Here is a 19,212-nt window from a genome sequence, read left to right on the forward strand (position 1 = left end):
CGGAGAGGGCACCGTTATCGTAGCCCAGGGTATCGCCGGTAAAGGCCGTACCTGACAAGAGCCGCCCCGTTCATTCGGGGAAAAGGGTGGCACCGCGGAGTTTTTAAAAACCTTCGTCCCTTCGACGAAGGTTTTTTGTTTTGTAAAAACGAACCTTAGCAAAAGAGGTGCAGGAGAAATCTCCTGCCGGGGTTTTAGGGGTGCCCCCTATTCCTTTACTAAATTCCCCCATGATTGGGGGATACAGGGGTTGATAATTACAAATCTAAAGTTTTTAAAGTCGACAGCCGGAGGTGGCGTATGTACTACCCGACAATAGAAGAAGTGAAAAAGCTGAAGAATCAGGGAAACCTGATACCTGTGTACCGCGAGATCGTGGCTGACTTGGAGACGCCGGTCTCGGCCTTCCTCAAAATAGCCGAGGGCGATTACGCCTTCCTTCTGGAAAGCGTGGAGGGCGGCGAGCGTCTGGCCCGCTACAGCTTCATCGGCGCCGATCCCTATCTTGTATTGCGATTGAACGACAGCAATGGCGATCCGTTAATCCCGATCGAGGCCGAGCTCAAGAAATACAAGGTGGTTCCCGTGCGCGGCCTGCCTCCCTTCCACGGCGGCGCCGTCGGCTATCTGGGATACGAGACGGCGCGACACTTCGAGAAATTGCCCGCCCCCGAGCGCGACCCGCTGGGCCTGCCTGAATCCGTCTTCATGTTCGCCGACACCGTGCTGGTATTCGACCACCTCAGTCATAAAATAAAAGTTGTGAGCCATGCGCATCTCCACAACGGCGATGTCGAGAAAGCTTATAAAGAAGCGACCGAGCGCATCGACGCGCTGGTGCGCAAGCTCAACCGCCCACTCGACTCGAATCGTGGTAAGCCTAACGGCAAGGCAGCCAAAGCCGCGACGTCCAACATGTCCCAGGCGCAATACGAGTCCATCGTAGCGCATGCCAAGGAACATATCGTCGCCGGCGATATCATTCAGGCGGTGCTATCGCAGCGCCTGAGCAAACAGACCAGCGCCCAGCCGTTCGACATTTATAGGTCGCTGCGCAGCATCAACCCCTCGCCCTATATGTACTATTTGAAACTGAACGACTGCCACATCATCGGAACCTCGCCGGAGCTGCTGGTGCGCGTCGAGAACGGCGTCGTCGCCACCCACCCCATCGCCGGAACGCGCCCCCGCGGCCACGACGCCGAGCAGGACGCCACTTATGAGAAAGAGCTTAAGGCCGACATCAAGGAGCAGGCCGAGCACATCATGCTCGTCGATCTGGGGCGGAACGACATCGGGCGCATAGCCGAGCCGGGCAGCGTCGAGGTGACGCAGTTCATGGATGTCGAGCGCTACTCACACGTAATGCACCTCGTCTCACACGTGCAGGGGAAACTGAGGAGCGACCTCTCCCCCTTCGCTGCGCTGCGCGCCTGCTTCCCCGCCGGAACCGTGTCCGGAGCTCCAAAAATTCGAGCGATGGAAATAATAGCCGGGCTGGAGCCGGACAAACGCGGCCCGTACGCAGGCGCGGTGGGATATTTCAGCTTCTCCGGCAACCTGGACACGGCGATAACGATACGTACCATAGTGATGAAGGACGGCACGGCGCACGTGCAGGCCGGCGCTGGCATCGTCTACGACAGCGTGCCGGAGCGCGAGCACCAGGAGTGTTTGAACAAGGCCCGGGCGCTGATGAAGGCCATTGAAGTCGCGGAGGAAGCATATGCTACTGCTGATAGATAACTACGACAGCTTTACCTACAACCTGTACCAGTACCTGTGCGAGCTGGGGCAGGACATAGAGGTCGTCAGGAACGATAAGATTACCATCGACGCCATCAAAAAGCTCAATCCGGAACGCATCGTCATCTCCCCCGGGCCGGGCACGCCGCTCGATGCGGGCATATCGGTCGATGCGATAAAACATTTCGGACCTAGATTGCCGATACTGGGCGTGTGTCTGGGAAACCAGTGCATAGGCTACGCCTACGGGGCCACGGTCGCGGGCGCGGGCGAGATCATGCACGGCAAATCGTCGACGATAAAACACGACGGCAAGGGCGTCTTCGACGGTCTGTCGAACCCGTTCCGGGCCATTCGTTACCACTCGCTGGCGGTCATGCGCGACGGCATCCCCTCCTGCCTTGAGGTGACAGCCGAAACGGACGGTGGTATCATCATGGGTCTAAGACACCGCAAGTATCCGACGGAGGGCGTGCAGTTCCACCCGGAATCGATTATGACGAATGTTGGAAAGGATTTGTTAAGGAATTTTCTAAATATGAAAGCGACGGTCAAACAGGAGGCGCGACAATGATTAAAGAGGCTATCGATATAGTGGTTAAAGGCAGCTCGCTCGACATGGAGCAGGCGGCGCAGGTCATGAATGAGATTATGGATGGTGTGGCCACGCCAGCGCAGTTCGGGGCATTCGTCACGGCGCTGCGGCTCAAGGGCGAGACGGTGCACGAGATAGCGGGCATGGCTAAAGTCATGCGCGAGAAATCGCTGCCGGTTAAAGCGGATGGGCCTCTGGTTGATACCTGCGGCACGGGCGGGGACGGCACCAAGACGTTCAATATTTCGACCACAGCGGCCTTCGTCGTGGCCGGGGCGGGGGTCAAGGTAGCCAAGCACGGAAACCGCGGCATGTCCAGCGGCTGCGGCAGCGCCGATGTGCTCGATGCGCTGGGTGTGAAATACGACATCGATGCGAAAGGCGTCGAGTGTTGTCTTGAAAAGATCGGCATCGGCTTCATGTTCGCGCCGCGCTTCCACCCGGCGATGAAGTTCGCCGTCAACCCGAGAAAAGAGATCGGCATCCGCACCGTGTTCAATATTCTTGGCCCCATGACCAACCCGGCGCGGGCGCAATCGCAGCTCCTCGGCGTGTTCAGCGACGAGCTGGCCCTGACGATGGCCGAGGTGCTGGGAATCTTAGGCTGCGGCCATGCGCTGGCCGTGCACGGCGAGGACGGCATGGACGAGATTACGCTCGGCGGAAAAACGACAGTGTGCGAGCTCAAAGAAGGCGCGGTTGCGCGATATTACATCGAGCCTGAGGACTTTGGTTTCACGAGGACGAGCGTCGATAAGCTGAGAGGCGGCCCGCCCAAGGAGAACGCCGACATACTTCGTGTAGTTCTGCACGGCGAGAAGGGTCCCTATCGCGATATCACGCTACTCAACGCTGCCGCGGCCCTCGTCGCCGCCGACATGGCGAAAGACCTTAAAGAGGGCGTGAAGCTGGCCGCCGAATCAATAGACATCCACGCCGCTATGAAGAAGCTGGACGAGCTGAGGGAGCTGACGCAAAGCCTGGTGTAGGGTGGGTTACTTACTCGGAGCTAACCCACCTTCGCAATATATTGTGGTGGGTTTCGCTGCGCTCTACCCACCCTACGGTTTGAGAGCTACCGACGGGGGTTGATATGACGAATACGGAAACAAGAGGTGCAGGAGATTTTCGTTGACAGCTATGAGGGAGTGCAGAGGGTCTTCCCTCTGCCGGGGTTTTAGGGGTGTCCCCTATCCTTTTTTAAAATCCCCCAAGATTGGGGGATAACAGGGGGCTGATTATCTGATGATCCTAGATGAAATAGTCCAATCGAAAAAGGAATCGCTGGAACTGCGGAAACGCGAGATGCCGCTCAGAGAGTTGAAGCGGCGTTGCACCGTCATGAAGCGCAAGCCGATAGACTTCGCCGCCGCATTGCGCGGCGATGATATCCGGCTCATCGCCGAGGTGAAGAAGGCCTCGCCCTCGAAAGGCGTCATAAATGCCGACATCGACCCGGTCAGCCTGGCGACAACTTATGCGGCAAACGGAGCCGCGGCGATATCGATACTCACCGAGGAGAAATATTTCAAGGGCAGCATCGATTACCTGAGAGAGATAAGAGAAGCTTTCGATGCAAAAAAAATCCGGGTGCCGCTGCTACGCAAGGATTTCATCTTCGACCCGTACCAGATATACGAATCGAGAGCCTGCGGCGCCGACGCGCTGCTGCTCATCGTAGCGATATTGGACGACGATAAGCTGGTGCAGTTGATCAATCTCAGCTACACGCTGGGAATGAAGTGCCTGGTAGAAGTACACGATGAGAACGAGATCAGACGCGCCGTAGCCAGCGGGTGCCGGGTGATCGGCATCAACAACCGCGATCTTACAACATTCGATGTCGATCTGCATACGACCGAGCGCCTGCGCCCGTTCGTGCCCGACGACTGCATCGTAGTAAGCGAGAGCGGCATAAAAAGCCGCGCAGATGTGGAGAAACTATACAGGTGGAAGGTGAATGCCATGCTGGTGGGAGAGGTGCTCTCCGCCGCCGATGATGCTGCCAAGAAAATGAAGGAGCTAATGTCATGACCAGGGTAAAGATTTGCGGAATAAAGGAGCCGTCGCAGGCCGTCGCCGCCGCCAAGGCCGGAGCCGACTATATCGGCATCGTGATGGCCCCGTCTAAACGACAGGTCGATATCGAGCAGGCTAGAGCTATCGCGGCCGCGGTGAAAGGGAGCCGTACGCTCTCGGTAGGCGTATTCGTCAACATGCCTGCCAGCGAGATAAACCGCATCGCCAAGTACTGCAACTTCGACCGCATACAGCTGAGCGGCGATGAACCCTGGGAATATGTGCAGGAGCTGCACCGCCCCGCCATCAAGGCCATAAAAATATCTAAGGAATACTCCAGCGAGAAGCTGGTGAGCGAGTTGTCAGGCGGCTATAAGAAGGCCAACTACTACTTCCTGCCGCTGCTGGATTGCGCCGTCAACGGAAGCTACGGCGGCACCGGCAAGGCGTTCGACTGGGCGATAGCCAAAGCAGCCGCGGGCAAATACCGCTTTGTGCTCGCCGGCGGCCTCACACCGGCGAACGTAGCCTGGGCTATAGCGGCGGCACGGCCATGGGGCGTGGACGTATCCAGCGGAGTGGAGACCAACGGCGTGAAAGATATCGGCAAAATAAAGAGGTTCATCTCAACGGTGAGAAGGATCGACTCCACACCGTAGGGCGAGTTATAAACCCGTCGTTAAATATAAGCTGTGGATTCCGGCCTACGCCGGAATGACGAACTCGACAATAAGAGGTGCAGGAGATTTCTCTCCTGCCGGGGGCACTGGGGGTGTCCCCCAGCTTTTTCCCTTCCCCCAAGAATGGGGGATACAGGGGGTTGATTATCACTTAGTCAGAGGTAAAAAGCAGATGAAGAACGCGACACAATTACCCGATAGAAATGGCCACTTCGGCCAATTCGGCGGCAAGTACGTGCCGGAGACGCTCATGGCCGCCCTGGACGAGCTCGAAAAAGCCTACCGCCAGTCCTGCCGCGACGCCAATTTTAAAGCCGAGCTCAAAGCCATGCTCAAAGACTACGTGGGGCGACCCACGCCGCTATATTTCGCCTCACAGATGACGAAGCACTGCGGCGGGGCACAGATATACCTCAAGCGCGAGGACCTGACCCACACCGGAGCGCACAAGATAAACAACGCCCTGGGGCAGGGGCTTTTAGCTAAGCGACTGAATAAAAAAAGAATAGTCGCCGAGACCGGAGCCGGGCAGCACGGCGTGGCCGCGGCCACCGTATGCGCCGTACTCGACATGGAATGCGTGGTCTACATGGGAGAGGAGGACATACAGCGCCAGTCGCTCAACGTCTTCCGCATGAAGCTGCTAGGCGCGGAAGTGCGCCCGGTGTCCAGCGGCAGCAGGACGCTGAAAGACGCGATAAATGAAGCGATTCGCGACTGGGTAACAAATGTCGACACCACACACTACCTGCTGGGCAGCGCGCTGGGCCCGCACCCCTACCCCATAATGGTGCGCGGCTTCCAGTCGGTCATCGGGAAGGAGGCGCGCAGGCAGATGTTGAAAACGACTGGCCGCTTGCCCGATTACATCGTCGCCTGCGTGGGCGGGGGCAGTAACGCGATAGGAATATTCCATCCGTTCCTGCACGACAAGAGCGTCAAGCTCATCGGCGTCGAGGCCGGCGGGCTGGGCATCGCCAGCGGCAAGCACAGCGCCCGTTTCAGCGGCGGCGGCATCGGCGTGCTGCACGGAACGAAATCGTACGTGCTGCAGGACGAGTACGGGCAGATAAAGGAGACGCACAGCATCTCGGCCGGGCTGGACTACCCCGGCGTGGGGCCGGAACACAGCCTGCTCATGGAAACGAAGCGCGCCGAGTACGCAATCGCTACCGACGACGAGGCGCTTGAGGGTTTTAAACTGCTATCCGAGAAGGAGGGCATCATACCGGCGCTGGAGTCGGCGCACGCGGTGTACTACGCCGCTAAGCTGGCCTCCGGACTGCCCAAAAGCAAGAGCATTCTCGTCAACCTGAGCGGCCGCGGCGACAAGGACATGGGCATCGTGGCCGGGGCGCTGGGGGTGAAGCTGTGAACCGCATAGATGCATTCTTCGATAAGAATCGACCGATTAAACGCAAGGCGCTAGTCGCATATCTGACCGTGGGCTATCCAAATATAGACGCGACGCTCGAGATCGCGATCGCACTGGTCGACAGCGGCTGCGACATCATCGAGATGGGCATACCCTTCTCCGACCCGCTGGCCGACGGCGCCACGATACAGCGCGCCAGCCAGCGCGCGCTGGAAGCAGGCATCACGCCGGGCAAATGTCTGGAGGTAGCCGCCAAGCTGCGTAAGAGGGTCGACATACCCCTGCTTTTCATGGGCTACTACAACCCGATGCTTCATTACGGATTTGATAAGTTCTGCATCGCATCACACAAAGCGGGCATCGACGGCTTCATCGTGCCCGACCTGCCGCCCGACGAAGGCAGCGAGGCCGAGGCTATCATGAAAAAACATGGCCTCGACCTGGTATATCTGGTGGCTCCGACCAGTTCCTCGCAAGAACGCTTGAAGTTCATCGCGGACAGGGCTCAGGGCTTCATATACGTGGTCTCGCTCAAGGGCGTCACCGGCGCGCGATCGACGATGTCGACCGACCTTGAAGATTTCATTTCGCGGATACGCAAGATAACGGATAAGCCGCTGTGTGTTGGTTTCGGCATCTCCACGCCGGAGCAGGCACAGCGCGCGGCCGGGCTTGCCGACGGCGTCATCATCGGAAGCCGCATCCTCGACATCATCGAGAAGAGCAAGCGCCCGGCAGCCGACGTGAAGGTCTTCATCGCGGATGTTCGCTCAGCCATCGACGCATAATGTAGGGGCGAATGGCCATTCGCCCTTTGTGGATCCCGGTTTTCACCGGAACGACGTGTAAGAAAAAGAGGTGCAGGAGACTTTTCTCCTGCCGGGGTTCTAGGGGTGTCCCCTATCCTTTTTTTCAATTCCCCCATGATTGGGGGACACAGGGGGTTGACCGGTTTTCATCATACAAAACTCTAATTGACCTCCTGCCTCCGTCTTTGCTATAGTAAGCGCTGTGGCTGTTGTTAAACCGTTCCGCGGTCTCAGATACAACCTTGATCGCATCGGCGATCCCTCGGCAGTAATCACGCCACCATACGATGTGATATCATCTGCGGAGCAGCTTCGCTATTATGATTTAAACCCCTACAATGTCATTCGTCTAGACTACGGAATCGACGAAGCGAAAGACACCCCCAAAAATAACAAATACACACGCGCCGCAGGTTATGTCAAACAGTGGCTAGATGAAGGAATACTTACTCGCGAGGAACGTCCGGCGCTTTATCTCATCAAGCATCGATTTACACACAACGACTGTGATTACAGCCGGTTAAGCCTCATGGCCCGGGTTAAGCTGGAGGACCTCACGACCGGTTGCGTCCGCCCGCATGAAAAAACGATGAGCAAGCCGCGCGAGGATCGCATGAAACTGCTCAAAGCCTGCGCCGTGAACTTCAGTCCGGTCATGGTGCTGTTCCGCTACAAACCCGGAGGCTTTGAGGAGCTATTCGCCGACGTTATCAAACGGCCGGCACCGCATGCCAAGGATAAGGACGGCGTGGAGTTCGCCATGTGGGCCATCACCGACAATGCTACCATACCGAAAGTTTCCAAGCTGCTCGCCGATAAGATGCTGTACATCGCCGATGGCCACCACCGCTACGAGACGGCTCTCAATTACAGTCGCGATCGCAAGGCAGCCAGCCCATCCGACAGCTACGATGCGCCGTACAACTACGTTATGATGACCATCACGCCGGCCGAAGATCCAAATCTGCTCATGCTGCCGACCCATCGCATTATAAAAGGGCTGAAACAAAGCGCGCTGGATTCGCTGAAAGATAAAATTGCCGAATATTTCGACAGCGAAACGCTCCCGCCGCATTCCAAAGCAACGGAATCGCTTAAGCACTGGATAGACGCTCTTCAGAAGAACCGTAATACCAGCTTCGGGCTATACGGGCTGGACGGCGAAAAGCTCTGCGTCCTGCATGCGAAAAAAGGCGTTGACCTGAAAGTCGACGGTGAGGCCGGGGACGACGCGGTCAGCGGCCTTGATGTGACCATACTCCATCGGCTTATCCTTCGCCGTATTCTTAAGATAGACAGCCCCAAGCTGGAGGAGGAATGCCTGGAGTACACCCGCGACGGCATCGAAGCTATAAAGAGTGTGAACAAAGGCGGCCATCAGCTTGCGTTCTTCCTCAATCCGACACCTATCGCTGATATGTTGGCCGTGGCCGATGCAAAACTTAGGATGCCGCAGAAATCAACATACTTCTATCCTAAGACACCGACAGGCCTGGTGATGAACCCCCTGTGGGACGACTAATACTCAAAACATTTCCGCATGTCCGATGCCACCTGCTCCGGCACAGCCTCGATTATGGATACGCCGTAGAAACGCTCCATAGGCCCCGAATCGTTGGTATACAGCGATTGGAATACGGGCCTTGAAATCATGCGCGCGCTGAAGCGGAAATGCCCCGGGTGCTCGTCTATAGCAGCAGAATAAGTGACAAGGTTAAACGAGTTTATCCCCATTTTCTTGTAGCCGTGCAGCACGCGCACGACTGCATCGGCGAAATCCCGTACGTGCTTTTCGTCGAAATCCGCTATGCCGCTGACCCGCTTGGATATAATCTGAACATCGCGATTGCCTCGCGGAGAAAAGGTGGCGATAACAGCTACCGACGCGTTCTCTCCTATAAACCTATCGCCACTTTCCTTTTCGATAGCTATTAGCTCCTGCCAGAAATTTGCACCAGTATCGCGCAGATAGCCTTCACTTTCACTCAAAAGGTCGGCTAGTTCCGGCATGGGTGTGCGTTCCAGGGCGATCTGAACATGGGGATGAATGATACTGGCGCCGCTGGGAGGCAGATAATTCCAGATCCACGCGGGGTATCTGGCGCCTGCATCGTACTTGCGGATAGAAACCGTATATTTCTGGACTGCCGTAAGATTGTCTACTATCATGTCGGGCGTGAATTCGTCAAGTTCCAGATAATGACAATCTGTTATTGTCGCTACGGCATGGTGCTCCGCAAATGGATATAGATTAGGGAACAATATACTTTGGCCGACTGTTATGCGACCGTCAGTATTTTCCGATAGAATTTCCGCTACGAACTTAGACGTCGCTCCATCGATATTCTCCCTGCAGAAATAGCATCCGTCGGCCGAGTGCGAAACAATATCTGATACGTTAATTTTAATCTTCTGTGCTTGTTTCACGCGCTTAGCCCTATCAAGGCTGATGCGGCTGCGGTATCCGGTAAGCGGATCGCTGCGATACTCTATCGGCTTTGTCTCACGCTTAAAACCGCGCAACGGATTAAGGAATTCAACTTTTACCGTCTCTTTTAGAAATTCCATAAGTCCACCCCGAAAATCAGGGTTTCATTATAACATCGCAAGATTTATATAAACATACCCAGTCCGGCACATGACACAGCGGAATTAATCATAAACGTAACGACTCTAGTATTGACAGTGGAAATCAACAGTAAGATAATACTTAAATACCTTTTACCGGAAGCGGGGATAAAACAAGGAGGCAGTAATGAGAATAGTCGTAGTAGGACTCGGGCAGTGCGGGAGCAGGGTAGCGGACGAATTTGCCAGAATGGGAAAAACGGCGGTGCGCCAGCGCGGCATACAGATAATAATGGGCGTCTACGCTGTAAATACGGACCAGGCCGACCTCAGCGGTCTAAAGACAATAAAGCCTGATTATCATCATCGGCTTCTTATCGGCGGGAGAAAGACTTCGGGCCATGGCGTAGGGAAGATCAACGAACTTGGCGCCGAGGTAGCGCGCAACGATAAAGATAAAATAGTGGACGCCATAAGAAGCGGCTCCAGGTTCTATGAGACCGACGCATTCTTCCTCATCGCAGGCGCCGCCGGCGGTACCGGTTCCGGTGCCCTGCCCATAGTCGCAGATACTATCAAAGAAAGGTATCCGGAGAAACCGGTTTATGCCCTTGTCGTGCTCCCGTTTTCTTACGAAGAGGAATCCGAGGAACGGTGCGTTTATAACGCCGCGACTTGTTTGAAGTCCATACATTCTGTGGCCGATGCCGTGTTCCTTGCCGATAACCAGAGGTACTTGAAGAAGGACTCCAACCTGTTGAACAATATGGACAAGATGAACGAGCAGATCGTCAGCCCGTTCTTTGAACTGCTATGTGCCGGCGAAGAAGTAAAACGAGGCAACATCGGAGCCAAAACCCTGGATGCCGGAGATATCATGCAGACGTTGGAAAGCTGGACGGTGATCGGTATAGGTAAGACTCCTCTGGGCACGTTCAGAAAACTGCCGTTTGAAAGAACAAGAAGCTTCAGGGCTAAAGGCAGAGAGACTTTCCGCGGCCTGGAGGCTATGAATCAGGCGATGTCTGAGATGTCGGCAACGATCAACCCCGCTGACGCAGCGAAAGCCCTGTACCTTCTCTCCGCCCCGCAAAAAGAAATGAACGTGGAACTGGTAAAAGAGCTGGGCAGCCTTATGAGAGAGGTTTCGGAAGATGCCCTTATCAGAAGCGGAGACTATCCGCGTGAGCGCAGCGACCTTAGCGTCACCGTGATTTTCTCGCAGCTCAGGGATGTTCCAAGAGTAAAACATTTGTTCAGCACGGTAACTGAGTCCGCCCCTCTGCTAAAGAAGAGACAGAAGGAAGCCGAGGACAAGCTGAAAGAGATGCAAAAGGCATCGGACGGCGTGCCGTCACTCCTCTAATCGATCGTCTCTCTTGATATTTATAACAAAGGCCCGCGATCGCGGGCCTTTCCTTTTACATTCGAATCCACGCGGATTTATTATTCTTGACTTCTCTTTTCAGGGTCCGCTTTTTTTATCGGCTTCTTCCCGCCGGTTTTATCTCCAGCCGTTTTATCGATCTTGGGACCGGCTTTACTCGTCTTCCCCTTTTTCGGAGCCTTCTTCTCAACTTTTCCAGATCGAGCACCCTCGCCGGAAAGCAGCGCCGCGATCTTCTCCGAGAGAACATCCTTGCTGAAAGGTTTAGCTATAACCCCATCCACCTCCGGCATGTCGTCCAGATTGAGCTGTCCTCCCCAGCCACTGATGACTAGTACGGGCGTTCCGGGCTTTATCTCTTTCACAATCTTAGCCACCTCGTGCCCCGACATGTCGGGCATTCCCAGGTCGGTTATCACCAAATCGAAATTGCCCACCTCAAAGGTATTTATGGCTGCCTCGCCGCTATTTGCCTCCACAACCTTGTGCCCTAAACGCTTCAGTGTAAGGCTTAAAATCCCGGCCACCTCCGGATTATCATCGACCATCAATATTGAAATGCTTTTCATAATATCGGTCTTCCCGGCAGCGCTCTTCTTACAGACAACACCCTCGCATACAGGCAGTTTAATTTTGAAAGTCGAGCCGACGCCTTCGTTGCTCTCTACCCATATATCACCGCGATGACGTTGTATAATGCCATAAGTTACGCTAAGCCCAAGCCCGGTGCCTTTATGTATTCTCGTAGTGAAGAATGGTTCGAATATCTTTTTTCTTACCTCCTCCGGCATGCCGATTCCCGTATCGCTGATGGCAAGGGTCACCCATTTCTTCGTCTGCGTAGCCTTAAGTGTGATCTTTCCTCCGTCGGGCATGGCGTCCATCGCGTTGAAGATTATGTTGAGCAACCCTTCCCTCAATTCTGCCGCATCCCCTTCAACAGGGGAAAGCTCCTGCAACTTCGATTCAATATCTATCGTGACGCCTTCTCTCTCCTTCAGTTTCACGCGGCGGGATTCCGCCATCTGCAGCGCGCTTTCCACGACCTCCTTCAAATCGAGCGCCTCAAAATTACGCTCCACCCTCACCCTGGCGAAGTCCTGCAGCCGGCGCACCGTCGTCGCCGCATCCATGGCGGTCTGCTCAATTATCTGCAGGTCTTTCTTTAATTTCTCATCCTTCACGTCCTCAAGCGCCAGCTGAGTGCGGCCCAGCACAACGGCCAAAATGTTGTTGAAATCGTGCGCCACACCCCCGGCCATTTCGCCCAGCGCCCTCAGCTTCTCGGCCTGAAGCATATATGCCTGCGCCGATTTCAAATCCTCATAAGCCTTAAGCAGTTCGGCTTCGTGTTGTTTGACCTGATTAAACAACCTCGAGTTCTCCATAGCGGCGGTCAGTGAACCGGATATCTGCTCCAGTATTTCCTTTTCCCTTTCACCGTAGGCGTTAGGGTTTCTGCTTGCAAGGTTAAACGTAGCGAACACCTCGCCCTTTGAGAACAACGGAACACGGATGGCCGACCTCAACCCGCTGCGGTAATACATGTGGTCGATGGGGAATTTCATTTCCTGCTCAAAATCGGGCTCGATAAGCGTCCTCTTCGTCTTAACCACCAGCCCTGTAGCCGAATCGCTTAATGGCAAATCGGCCCCGTCTTTCAACTGCGTATCTATATCCTCCGCCACAACAAAGTACCGCAACCTGTCGCCCTCCACCATCGCGATGCTGGTGCGATCGAAGTCCATGACCTTCCTGACTTCCTCGGTGAAAGCGCGATACACGCCCTTTATATCCAAACTCGATCCTAAAATCTTCGATAGTGAGGTGATGACCGACAGTCGCCGCGCGTACTCCGACACGCCGTGGTACAAATCAGCGTTCTCCACCGCCACGCCAGCCTGGTCGCTCAGGATGCGCAGCGGCTCCATGAGCACATTGTCTATCTCTTCCCGATCGGTCAATGCCAGTATGCTTCCCACATGGCGATCTCTGGCGAAAAGAGGCATGACCGCGACGGTTTTAACTCCCAGCATCTCCGCAACAACGTCGCTTTCTTCACGCGACAATATTGTGGAAGATACTTCGAAGAAATCGCGTGTTATAGTTGCTTTCCCATCCATGGCATTATCCACTGTCTGGCTGTAGCCCCTGATCTGCGGTATCTCTATATCCGTCAAACGTCTTCCTATGATGTCCTGCAGGTCGCCGACCTTAGACGCATCATATTTTGTGGCAAATACCATCCCTCTGGACACATTAGCCGCTTCGTCCACCTTAATTATGAGAGCGTGGTCGAAGCCCAGGTTGTGCACAACACCGTCAGCTACCTGCTGCATAATCTCCTTCAGGTCCAGCGTACTCTGGATTGAAGTCGTTATCTTCTGCAGCGCGAGGAGCTGGTTGGTACGCTGCTCAAGCTCCCGGCTTCTCTGCTGCAGCATCTCCTCAATATGCTTGCGCTCGCTGATATCCATGAAGCTGCCGATGACGGCCCTGCGGCCCTTGTACTCGATGGAAGCGACCTTCTCCAGAATCCATGTCGACTGCCCGTCTTTCCTGAGGAACCTGAATTCATGGGGCCGGTCGCTGATTCCCTTGAGGTTCTCTATCACTTGAGCCCTGGTTGTTTCCCTGTCATCGGGATGTATGTAATTCATCGAATCGGAATCCAGCAGCTCTTCCAGCGTGTACCCCGATATCCCGGTGAAGAGCGGATTAACATATTTAAACTTCCCGTCCTGAACCAGATAAATACCGGTGGCCGCGCTCTCCAGCATGCCGCGCGTCATCTCCTGAGATTCCTGAAGCTCCTCCCGGGCCCTCTTGCGCTCCGTAATGTCCCTGATAACAGTAATGAACCCCTGCGGGTTCCCGGACTTATCCCGCATCATCGCGGCTATAATCTCGCCGTCGTACTCATTACCATCGACATTCACCATTTTGTATTCAAGAGGACCGCTGATGCCCGTCTCAAATATTCTGGGCAAATCCGCCAGCGCCCTGTCTCTATCACTACTGGCAATGAAATCGAATCCATTAAGTCCGATAACTTGATCTTTAGAAGCAAATCCCGACATCCTAATACCGGCTTCATTCTCCTCTACGATCCTGCCGTTCATATCGGTCACGGTAACACCGTCGGGCAGTGAAGCGAATATTATACGCAGCTTCTCCTCGGAATCCCGCAACGCCTCCTCAACCTGCTTGAGCCTGGTGATATCCAGAAGGCTTCCGATGGCGGCGCGCTCGCCTTTATATTGGATGGAAGCGACCTTCTCCAGAATCCATATGAAGCTCCCGTCCTTCCTCAGCAGCCTGTATTCGTGAGGAGCGATATTGTCGCCTTTAAGATTTGCCACGGCTTCCCTTGTAACGCTATCCCTGTCATCCTGATGAATATAATCCGTCGATCTGTTGCCGATGAGTTCGTCAATGCTGTATCCGGTCATCTCGGCGAACATCGGGCTCACGTAAGCAAACTTGCCGTCCTTGACGATACAAACCGCGGTCGCGGCGCTTTCAATCATGCCTCGTGACATTTCCTCCGAATCGCGCAGGTCCTGCTCCATGCGCTTGCGCTCGGTAATATCCCTGATAACGCTGACTATGCCCTTGGGCCGGCCGGCCGCGTCGCGCAGCAGTGTGACATTTACCTCGCTCTGATATTCCCGATCGTCCTTGTCCTTTACGGAATATTCCACATTTATGCTTCGCTGCTCCCTGAGAGCCTTTATCATGTCGGCGACCATCTTGGGCCGCTCTTGTTCGGCGACAAAATCGAAGCCGCTCATCCCCACAAGCTGGCCCTTATCCGACCATCCGCCCAGCTTGGCCGCAGCCTCGTTGGTTTCGGTTATTATGCCCTCCAGATCGGTTACTATGATCCCATCGCCGATGGATTCAAAGATGATTCGCAGTTTCTCCTCCGAGTCCCGCAGCGCCTGCTCCATGCGCCTGCGCTCGGTGACATCCCTCATTACGGTGATGAACCCGGACGCTTTCCCCTCGGCCTCGTGCAGCATAGCAGTGCTGAGCTCACACTCGATCTCTTTCCCCTTGTTATCCGCTACTGTAAAAGTTGAACCGATGTTGTAACCGTCTTCGAAAACCTTTATCATCTCCTTGAAAGCCCTGTCGCGATCCCGCTCTACGATGAAATCAAAGCCGCCTTTCCCAAGAACCTCCTTCTTATCCGCAAAACCGAACGTGCGGAGCTGGGCTTCGTTCAGATCGATTATCTTGCCTTCAAGGTCGGTCACAACCACGCCGTCAGCCATGGATGAGAACATGACGCGTAATTTCTCCTCGGAATCCCTCAGCGCGTCCTCCATGCGTCTGTGCTCGGTTATATCCTTGAGGACAGCGACAAAGCCTGCCGTCCTGGCGGAAGGGTCCTCATACATGGAGACACCGACATCCACATACATCTCCTTGCCGACCTTATTAACAATTTTATATTCGGCCCTGGGTGTAGGATGTCCTTCCACCGCTTCCTCGCGGGTGGACATGGCCCTGGTCATATCGTCCGGTGCGATAAGGTCATAGCCTTTAGTTCCTATGATCTCTTCCTTGCTCTCCACCCCGCTCATCTCCAGCGCCGCGTCGTTCACCTCCAATATAGTAAATTCGAGATCTGTGAGAACAACGGCGTCTTTAATCGAGTTGAATATACCGCGCAGCTTTTCCTCCGATATCTTGAGAGCGTTTTCCATATTCCTGCGCTCGGTTATATCCCGCACAATGATAAGCGCGACTTCGTCATTAATAGCAGCCATCCTGGCGTCGAAGTGGCGAACCTCCCCCTCCATATTAAGCTCATAGCTATATTGCTGTATTCGACCTGTATCCAATGCATTCTTTATACTGCGAACCGTAAGATCGGCGATATCCGAGGGCATAACCTCCGCAACATGTTTCCCTACAAACTGCTCCGGAGACATGTACAACCCCTCCGCCGGTCCTTTGTAACCAATAAAAACGCCGTCCCTGCTCATCTGGAATATCAGGTCCGGCATAGCCTCTAAAATAGCCCTGCTGCGAGCCTCGCTCTCACGCAGCGCCTGCTCCGCCTTCCTGCGTTCGGTGATATCGTGAACAATCCCCTGATAGCCGGTAACGTCTCCGCCCGCGCCATAACGAGCGGTGAGAGTCATTAAGACGTCAAGACGCTCCCCATCCTTGCGCACCCATTTCACGGCATAATCCCTGACAGCCCCGGTGCTTCTTATCTCGCGTTGTAATGCTTCGCGATCGTCGGGATTGATATATAACTGTCTCGCGTTGAGATCAAGGAGTTCTTCCCCGGAATAACCTACCAGCTTAGCCAAAGAACGGTTAAAGTCCAGTATCCCTCCCTCAATAGTAGTTATTATGATAGCGTCCTGGGAATCCTCAAACAGGGTCCGGTACTTCTGCTCGCTTTCACGAAGAGCTTCCTCGGCCCGTTTACGCTCGGTGATATCCCTGAATACCCCGATCAGCTCTGCCGGATTTCCATATTCATCCCTTAGCACGGCTCCGCGCAACTCTCCATCGAATTCCTCTCCGCCTCGCTTTACAAATCTGTATTCGCCGGGTGCGCCGGTCCCCGTTTCGACCATACGCATCATATCCTCAATTGCCCTTGCGCGATCGGCCTCGACTATAGGTTCCATGCAGTTTCTGCCGATTACTTCCTCTTTTCTGTCATACCCTACCAGGCGCACTGCATCATCATTTAAATCCTTAACATTGCCATTCAGGTCGGTGACAACGAGGCCCTCTCCTATGGAATCAAAGATAAGCCGCAGCTTCTCCTCTGATGCCCTTAGCTCAGCTTCAGCACGTTGCCTCTCAGAAACCTCGCGTTTCAACTCCTTGTTGGCCTTGATCAGATCCGAGGTGCGTTCCTGCACCATCTTCTCCAGATTGTTACGGTAGTCGTCCAATTCCTTTTCTATTCGTTTACGCTCCGTTACATCTCGTACAACATTGACCATAAAGGCCGGCGCTCCAGCGTTGTCATTAATCACAGAGGCTGTGGCCTCGCAGTCGTATTCCTTGCCTCCTTTACCGAGCAGGCACCACTCGGACAAGGTGCTTTGCCCCTTGATAAGGGTATTCTGTATATCGTCAAAGGCCTTCGCGCGATCTTTTTCCGCAATTAGATTGAAAGCTTCTTGCCCAATAACTTCATCCCTGCTGAAGCCGAACATCCGCAAAGCCGCCGGGTTTGAATCCACAAGCTTGCCGGTTTTCATATCGATCACGCTTATGCCATCCGGGATCGATTCGAACAAGACACGGAATTTTTCCTCGGACTGCCTCAGCGCCTCCTCCGCCTTCTTGCGCTCCGATATATCCCTGACTATACCCTGTACGCCTGCATACTGATCGCCTTCTTTTATAATCATGGCGCTGTATTCTATAGGCAGAACTTCCCCGCTTTTATGAACAACCCTGGTCTCGGCCATAAGTTCTCCCGAAGCAAGAAGCGCATTCTGCAATTCTATGGCGGTCTTCTCCCTCCAATCCTCCGGTATGAGTTCGATGAAGTTTTTGCCCTGCACTTCATCTACTGTATAACCCCAATTCCTAACCGCTGGATTTATAGAAGTAATAAAGCCGAGTGCGTCCACTGAGAAGATCACGTCTTTCTCTTTCTCCACCAGGTCCCTATACTTCTCCTCGCTCTTTCTCAATGCATCCTCAGCCTTTTTGCGCTCAGTAATGTCAATAAAAGAGGTTAAGCCCGCCGGTCTGCCCTCGTAATCGCTCAGAGTGCCGGTAACCAATATCCACTTTTCCTCACCGGTCTTGGTCAATGTTCTAAGTTCCCCTAAACTGACTGAGTCTTCTTTGAACATGGCGTTATTCCGCGCGGATGCAGCTATGCGCTCTTTATCAGCCGGGTGGATATAATCGAAGATATTGATCCCTTCCAAATCCGTTTTGGAGCTAAAACCAAACAGTTTCAGGGCCGTTTCGTTAGCCAGCAGTATTTCATTCGTTTCAGCATCAACGATAGCTTTGCCGTCTATTGAGCTTTCAAAAAGCAGCCTGTATTTCTGCTCGCTCCGCTTCAGAACTTCCTCCGCCTTTTTCCTCTCCGTCACATCGCGTATAACCGTGACAAACCCGAACGGATTGCCATCGACATCGGAAAGTTTATTAACGCTTATCTCCGCATCTAACCTGCTCCCGCCCCTTGTTAAAAGGCTGTATTCTTGCATCCCTGAAGTTTCAGTTCCTTCAAGGCTGCGGGCCATCTCCTGCATGGCCTTGTCCTGCTGATCTAGCGACAGTATCTCCAAACCGTTATGACCTATAACCTCATCCTTCCTATATCCAAATAGATTGAGCGCCTCCTTGTTCACATCTACAACGATTGTGTTCAAGTCGGTCACCACCACGCCGTCCGTCATAGAATCGAACATCACGCGAAGCTTCTCCTCCGACTGACGCAACGCATCTTCCGCCATCTTACGCTCTGTTATATCCACCGAGAATCCGATAAGGCCGATTATATTACCGTCCTCATCTTTCATCGGCAATTTATCCGTCTTAAGCCATATCTTCTTGTCGAGGAGCTCCACCTGCTCTTCGATATTCATCTTCGCCTTGCCCGACGTGATTACTTCCATGTCATCCCTGTGATATTTGTCCGCAGTATCAGGCATTAGCTGGAATACGGTTTTCTTCAGCAGTTTCTCCTTAGGAACGGTGGCGAGGCTGGCCGTAGCCTTATTCATATTTAAAATTTTGCCATCATTATCTTTAAAGTAAATGAGAGCCGGCACGGCATCCAATATTAATTGCAGTTCATCGCTTTTTTTCTTTAACTCTTCTTCAATTTGCTTATGCTCAACCCTTAATCTTTCTTCAAAGCCAACCCTAGATTCCTTCTCTTCTCGCTCTCCTATCGAGCCCTTCTCAAGCTGAGCAACTCGTGCCCTGAGCTTCTCCAACTCTCGAATCAACTGTTCCTTGCTCTTTTCTGAATCCCTCATATCACACCTCTCAACAGGGGTCTCTATTAAACGATAATTGAA

At 53.9% G+C, this 19,212-nt stretch carries 11 protein-coding genes and 1 other annotated feature (1 of these 12 cut by a window edge); of the genes, 9 read left to right on the top strand and 2 right to left on the bottom strand.

The window, feature by feature from the left end; all coding sequences use genetic code 11:
* Nucleotides 1–124, top strand: a binding site (T-box leader) (it extends 138 nt beyond the left edge of the window).
* 176 nt (nucleotides 125–300) lie between these two features.
* From trpE to WC562_03480, 8 genes are all read left to right on the top strand, one after another.
* The gene (gene trpE, locus WC562_03445) at nucleotides 301–1,746 is read left to right on the top strand and encodes an anthranilate synthase component I (GenBank protein ID MFA5055213.1); all 1,446 of its coding nucleotides are present in this window, start codon (nucleotides 301–303) and stop codon (nucleotides 1,744–1,746) included.
* A complete protein-coding gene (locus tag WC562_03450) occupies nucleotides 1,727–2,320 on the top strand; it encodes an aminodeoxychorismate/anthranilate synthase component II (GenBank protein MFA5055214.1) in 594 nt (197 codons plus the stop codon). The genes trpE and WC562_03450 overlap by 20 nt, the downstream gene beginning before the upstream one ends.
* Nucleotides 2,317–3,330: an anthranilate phosphoribosyltransferase gene (trpD, locus tag WC562_03455; GenBank protein MFA5055215.1), complete on the top strand. Its 1,014-nt coding sequence runs from the start codon at nucleotides 2,317–2,319 to the stop codon at nucleotides 3,328–3,330. The genes WC562_03450 and trpD overlap by 4 nt, the downstream gene beginning before the upstream one ends.
* Before the next feature lie 256 nt (nucleotides 3,331–3,586).
* Nucleotides 3,587–4,375: an indole-3-glycerol phosphate synthase TrpC gene (gene trpC / locus WC562_03460; protein ID MFA5055216.1), complete on the top strand. Its 789-nt coding sequence runs from the start codon at nucleotides 3,587–3,589 to the stop codon at nucleotides 4,373–4,375.
* The gene (locus WC562_03465) at nucleotides 4,372–5,019 is read left to right on the top strand and encodes a phosphoribosylanthranilate isomerase (protein ID MFA5055217.1); all 648 of its coding nucleotides are present in this window, start codon (nucleotides 4,372–4,374) and stop codon (nucleotides 5,017–5,019) included. The genes trpC and WC562_03465 overlap by 4 nt, the downstream gene beginning before the upstream one ends.
* Before the next feature lie 193 nt (nucleotides 5,020–5,212).
* Complete coding sequence (gene trpB / locus WC562_03470) at nucleotides 5,213–6,415, top strand: tryptophan synthase subunit beta (GenBank protein ID MFA5055218.1); 1,203 nt, start codon at nucleotides 5,213–5,215, stop codon at nucleotides 6,413–6,415.
* On the top strand, nucleotides 6,412–7,203 hold the full coding sequence (trpA, locus tag WC562_03475; protein ID MFA5055219.1) for a tryptophan synthase subunit alpha: 792 nt from the start codon (nucleotides 6,412–6,414) through the stop codon (nucleotides 7,201–7,203). The genes trpB and trpA overlap by 4 nt, the downstream gene beginning before the upstream one ends.
* 223 nt (nucleotides 7,204–7,426) lie before the next feature.
* The gene (locus tag WC562_03480; GenBank protein MFA5055220.1) at nucleotides 7,427–8,746 is read left to right on the top strand and encodes a DUF1015 domain-containing protein; all 1,320 of its coding nucleotides are present in this window, start codon (nucleotides 7,427–7,429) and stop codon (nucleotides 8,744–8,746) included.
* On the opposite strand, the gene WC562_03485 is transcribed toward WC562_03480, so the two are convergent.
* On the bottom strand, nucleotides 8,743–9,792 hold the full coding sequence (locus WC562_03485; GenBank protein ID MFA5055221.1) for a hypothetical protein: 1,050 nt from the start codon (nucleotides 9,790–9,792) through the stop codon (nucleotides 8,743–8,745). The genes WC562_03480 and WC562_03485 overlap by 4 nt on opposite strands.
* Nucleotides 9,793–9,979: 187 nt before the next feature.
* Here WC562_03485 and WC562_03490 point away from each other — a divergent pair, with 187 nt between their 5' ends.
* Nucleotides 9,980–11,158, top strand: coding sequence for a tubulin/FtsZ family protein (locus tag WC562_03490; GenBank protein ID MFA5055222.1), 1,179 nt, complete (start codon nucleotides 9,980–9,982; stop codon nucleotides 11,156–11,158).
* Nucleotides 11,159–11,238: 80 nt separating this feature from the next.
* Here WC562_03490 and WC562_03495 read toward each other — a convergent pair whose 3' ends face one another.
* The gene (locus WC562_03495) at nucleotides 11,239–19,170 is read right to left on the bottom strand and encodes a PAS domain S-box protein (protein MFA5055223.1); all 7,932 of its coding nucleotides are present in this window, start codon (nucleotides 19,168–19,170) and stop codon (nucleotides 11,239–11,241) included.
* Nucleotides 19,171–19,212 lie beyond the last annotated feature (42 nt).

This window comes from Dehalococcoidia bacterium (assembly GCA_041649635.1).
GTDB lineage: Bacteria > Chloroflexota > Dehalococcoidia > E44-bin15 > E44-bin15 > JAYEHL01.